The organism is Methanomicrobiales archaeon (assembly GCA_030019205.1).
Classification (GTDB): domain Archaea; phylum Halobacteriota; class Methanomicrobia; order Methanomicrobiales; family JACTUA01; genus JASEFH01.
Genome location: JASEFH010000048.1, coordinates 1 through 5,264 on the forward strand (window position 1 = coordinate 1; position 5,264 = coordinate 5,264).

The following is a 5,264-nucleotide window of genomic DNA, read 5'->3' on the forward strand; positions in this document are numbered from 1 at the left end:
CTTCCGCCCGCAGGCGCTCGGTGTCCTCGATGATGTAGCCCTTGGTCTGGACCAGCGCACCCGAAGCGTCGAAGATCCCGACGATGTTCTCGACCACATGGATCAGCGTCCCGTCCTGCCGCCTGCGGAAATGCTCGAGCCCCTCGAGCTTCCTTTCACACTGCAGACGTTTAAGGAGCGCCTCGCGATCACGGGGGTAAATGTAGGTCTCCAGGATATTGGATGCCTCCGCCTCATCGACGGAGTCAAAACCGAACATCCTTGCAAATGCCGGGTTGCAGTCCAGGATCCGCCCGTCCATGTCGCAGATATAGTCCCCCGTGAGGTCGTCATCAAAGAGGCTGCGGTACTTGGCTTCGCTCTCCTGCAGGGCGGTCTCCCAGCGCTTGCGATCCGTGATGTCCAGGGCCGTGAACATGATCCCCGATGAGAGATCGTTCGGGTCCAGTGGCGTAGAACTGAGCAGGATATCCAGGATGCGGCAGTCCTTCCGCTGCCAGCGGGTCTCCACGGTTCCGATGCCCGCCGTCTCCATCCGGCGGTACTTTTCCCTCCCGACGTACGCATACTCCGCCGCATCGGGGTAGAGGATGCGGGCGTCCCTCCCCACCAGCTCCTCCTCAGCATAACCGAGCATGCGGCAGAGGGTGTCGTTCACCCGCAGGATCACCCGGTCCGAGACCAGGCCGATGCCGACCGGGGCGGACCTAAAAATGCTCTGCAGGATCTGCTCGCGCTCCCGCGCCAACTCCTCAACCCGTTTTCGCTCCGTCACATCCCGCAGCATCCAGCGGAGCGATGGCTCTGGGGCTCCCGGTGGGCTTACCGATACGATGCTCGCCGATACGCACACGAACCCTCCGCCTAACGGAAGAAGATCCAGTTCGAAGTCCTGCTGGGATTCCCCGCCCACCGCCCGGGCCATCCGGGTCCGGGCTTCGTCTCTGTTCGAGATGAAGTGAATGAGGTTGCGGCCGGCCAGGCTCTCCGTGTGAACGGACAACAGCATCCCGGCGGCATGGTTGGCTTCCACGATCTCCCCGTTTCGGTCCGTCACCAGGTAGCCCTCCGGAGCGGCATCGAAGAGGTCGTAGTAGCGCTGCCGTTCCTCATCGGCAGCCCTGCGGGCAGCGAGTAGATCCGCATTCTGCTGGTTCAACTCCTCGTTCGCCAGCCGGAGCTCCTCGTTGGTTGCCGCCAGCTCCTCGGCAAAGGTCTGGGCCCGCTCCACCGCCTCCTGGTATTCCTGCTGCCGGGTGCTGCGGAATGTGCGGCTTTCCCGAAGCCACGCATCCTGGAGGTCTTCGATGGTTCTGGAGCACTCCTCTGCCAGCCCGTCCAGGAGATCCCGGACGGCAGCGATGACGGCAGGATCGTTCTCGGAAAGGATCGCCTGCAACTGCTGCGTGCACTCTTCCTTCTTCCGCTGCAGTGCACGCAGTGTCATGGTGTGGTCAGGAATGCGTACCCCTCTCCAGTGAACGAAAGTCCATAGTGTACTGAAATTAGGTTGGGGGGGGGTATATACTTATGCCCGACTACAGGGATTGCCGGCAAATCATCCGACTAGCATCCCGGCCCAATTATTCCATTAAGCTCCCCGACAGGGGAAATACTGCTCCGGCCCGGCCCCGCAACGGTTCTCTACAGAGTCTGCAAACGGCCGCTGCGAGAGTTCGGGATGGGGATCGGTAAAGATTGGCGGAGGATCGGGACGATCAGCCCGGTGTCTCCTTCACGCGGAGCCGCACGGATTCCCGCCGGGCCGCCCGCTCACGTCCTCGATAGCGAGGAGGATCAGTTCCGGCCCGACGGCGGAGCGGACCTTGCGGGCGTTGAGCCGCATCGTGCGGTGGCCGATCCCGGGAAAGTCGTGCTCCACCGTATAGCCCTCGAACTCGGTCTTCTGGGGCAGGATCTCCTCGAGCAGGTGGCGGAGCTCGGGGATGTCCCACTGGTTTTCACTCAGGGTGTAGAGGAGCTGGCCCTCGGTCCTCTCGGGCGTGACCTGGAAGGTGGTGTAGAAGGCCCGGTTGGCCGAGACGACGCGAAGATCGGGGTCCAGCACCACCAGGGGCTCGCGGATGGTCTCCACGATGCTCTCCGCATACCTGCGGGCAAACCGAATGGACGACTCCAGCTCCTTGAATGGCGCAATATCGAGAAAGGTGACGACAACGCCATCGATCCGGTTCTCCCGCGTGCGGTAGGGAATCATGCGCATCTCGAACCACCGTCCGTCCAGGGTCTGCACCTGCTTCACCCGCCTCTGCAGGGTGTCGAGCACCTGCCGGGCATCGGTCTGGAATCGCTCGTCTTTGAGGTTGACCTTCAGGTCCGTGATGGGGCGGCTGATATCGCTGGACTGTAGATTGATGATGGCCCGCACGGGTTCGGTGAACCGCCGCACCCGGAGCTCGTTGTCCAGGAAGAGGATGGCGATCTCGATGCTCTGCAGGAGGTTCCGCATGTCGTCGTTGATCTGGGAGAGCTCCTCGATCTTCTTCTGATGTTCAGAATTGACCGTGAGCAGCTCCTCGTTCAGGGACTGGAGCTCCTCTTTGGAGCTGGTCAACTCCTCGTTGGTGCTTTTTAACTCCTCGTTGGTGCTCTGGAGCTCCTCGTTCATAGATTTGAGCTCCTCCTGGGAGGCCTGCATATCCTCGATCGTGTGCTGGAGCTGGCTTTTGGTTTCCGCGAGTTCCCTTTCCAGATCCGAACTCTGTGTGCCTTCCGGAAGATCTTTTACCGCCTGATCGGTCTCCGGCCTGGACTCTGGATGCGGTCTCTGGATCGCCTCAAAGACGACCATGAGGAGGGGTTCTGCTCCCTTCTGGCGGGTTATCGGGCGGATAGTCAGGCGGATCGACTGTTCGCCCCCGTTCGACTGCACGGTGACCGGTTCCCGGGTGACGGTCCGCTTCTCCTGGGCTGCAGTGCGGAGGGCGAAGGTGAGCGGATAGCGGAGGCCCTCCCGCGCCATCGCGAAGATGTTCAGGGTCGCCCTGCCCGGGTGGGGCTCCAGGAACTTCCCCGTCCTCCCCTGAAAGTAGAGGATATCGCCGTTTTCATTCACGATCGCCGCCGGAGGGGCATACTGCTCCAGCAGCCACTCCTGGGCAAGCGCGGCGATGGAGGGTTCCGTATCCGTCCTCATGACCTGCAAATCGCCAGGCTGCCGACCGAGGGGCGGGGTGGAGAAGGTGAAGGGCAGCTCCATCCGGATGTCCTTTCCCTCGGGAGTCGGCATGCGGCGGTAGATCTTCCAGGTGCTGTCGATGGATTCGAAGAGCTCCGGGGATTCCTTCGGGGTGTAATCGATACCCAGAACGAGGATACCGCCGGGGTTCAAGGCATACTGGAAGAGGGGGATCATCTTCTGCACCACATCCGCACTCGTATAGAGGAGGAGACTGCGGACATCCAGGATGTCCAGGTGGAGGAACGGGGGATGGGTCAGCATGTTGTGCTGGGCAAACACGGTCTTTTCCCGGATCTCCTGACGAACCTGGTAGGTGGAGTCGTTCTTTGTAAAGAAGTGCTCCAGCTGCTCCGGAGAGAGGTCCGTCTCGATGTTGGCAACATACATGCCCTCCCGCGCCTCCGAGATCCTTTCCCGGTCGATATCGGTCGCAAAGATCTGGAACTGGATCTCGTTGCTCCGCCCCAGCTTCTCGATCGTCTCCTCGAGCGCGATGGCCATGCTGTAGGCCTGCTCGCCGGTGGCGCACCCCGAGACCCAGACGCGGAGCATACTGTCCCGGGGCTTGGACTGGATCAATTCAGGCAGCACCTTTTCCCGGAGGATCTCCCATGCCTCCGTGTTCCGGAAGAACCACATGGGGCCGGTGGGAATCTCCGTCGCAAGGACGTCGATCTCCCGTGGATGCTCCTGGACGTAGCGCACGTACTCCTCGATCTGCTTGATCCTGTGCAGCCCCATCCTCCGCTCGATGCGGCCGCGGATGATGCTCTCTTTAAACGACGAATAGTCTTCCCCGGTCCGCGATCGGATCAGGGCAAGGATCTTGGATCGTGAGTTCTCATACGTCTTCTCCTCTCTCTTCACCGTCCGGATCTCGTGGTAGGCGCTGATATAGTCGGTGAGCAGTTTCGGGAGCTTCTCTGCCGGTGCGATATAGTCCGCGAGCCCGGAGACGATTACGCTCCGGGGCATGCTGGGGAACTCTGCGGAGACCGGATCCTGCACCATCACGGTTCCCAGGCGCTCCTTTAAGGCGCGGAGGCCCAGTACGCCGTCGTGCCCCATGCCGGAGAGCAGGATGCCGACCGCCCGCGAGTCCTGGTCCTGGGCCAGCCGGCGGAAGAAGTAGTCGATGGGCAGCCGCATTCCCCGCTGCTGGGCAGGCTCCTCGAGATTGAGGGTGCCATTCTGGATGCTGAGATTGGTGTTTGGCGGGATCACGTAGACGCTGTTCGGGCGGACCGCCATCCCCTGCTGGATCTGCACCACCGGCATCTTGGTGTGGCGCTGGAGGATCTCGGGCAGCAGGCTCTTGTGCTCGGGGTCCATATGGGTGACCACTACAAAACCAGTCCCGATATCGGGGGGTGTATTTTTAAAAAACACCTCAAGGGCCTCCAGACCACCGGCCGAGGCCCCGATGCCGGTGACGATGAACGGCTCTCCGGGCGCTCCCGCAATCTCCTCCGGTTCCACGGCTGTTGCCTCCACACTCTTTTGTTCTTTTTCTGCCCGATCTGCTCGTTTTCTGGTCATATCAAGGTCCCCTCATCCCTCTCTGGATACACTCTCTCCCGCCAAATCCTCTGCCAGGATGCCCCTTTACCTCGGCGTGGACGCGAGATTCTCGATCCCCCTATGAAGGGTAGTATATACTACTGGTTGATAAGCTCGATGGGACCCCATGGGCTCCGTGAGGGAGGGATTGCCCTGCACCCCTCGCCGCCTGAGCGCTGCATACGGGATCGACTGCATTATCGCTTTTGATCGTTGCATCCGCTGAAACCGGAATGGGACTTGCGGGGAAAAAGCAGAGTGCCCGTCCAGCAGCCCTCCCGGCATACAGTGGCATTCGGCAGCTGTCGCGGACCAGTTGGGGGGAATCCTGGAGTTAGGGGAACCGATTAGAGGCGAGGAGATGCTACGATAAGATCATGAGAGCGGCGAGTCCTGCACGCCAGGCCTGCGCCATCACCTTTTTCACACAGATCGGCGGGTTATGCCGCAGGGTGAAGTAAAAGTCGATGCCCCTCCACGGTTCGGACTCTACCCAGATCCC

The 5,264-nt window shown here is 61.2% G+C and carries 2 protein-coding genes; both read right to left on the reverse strand.

All coding sequences use genetic code 11. The annotated features are described in order from the left end of the window. The coding region (locus QMC96_13055) for a PAS domain S-box protein (protein MDI6877683.1) at window positions 1-1,447 on the reverse strand (1,447 nt) is incomplete at its 3' end. Window positions 1,448-1,735: 288 nt separating this feature from the next. Further along, window positions 1,736-4,681, reverse strand: coding sequence for a chemotaxis protein CheB (locus tag QMC96_13060; protein MDI6877684.1), 2,946 nt, complete (start codon window positions 4,679-4,681; stop codon window positions 1,736-1,738). Window positions 4,682-5,264 lie beyond the last annotated feature (583 nt).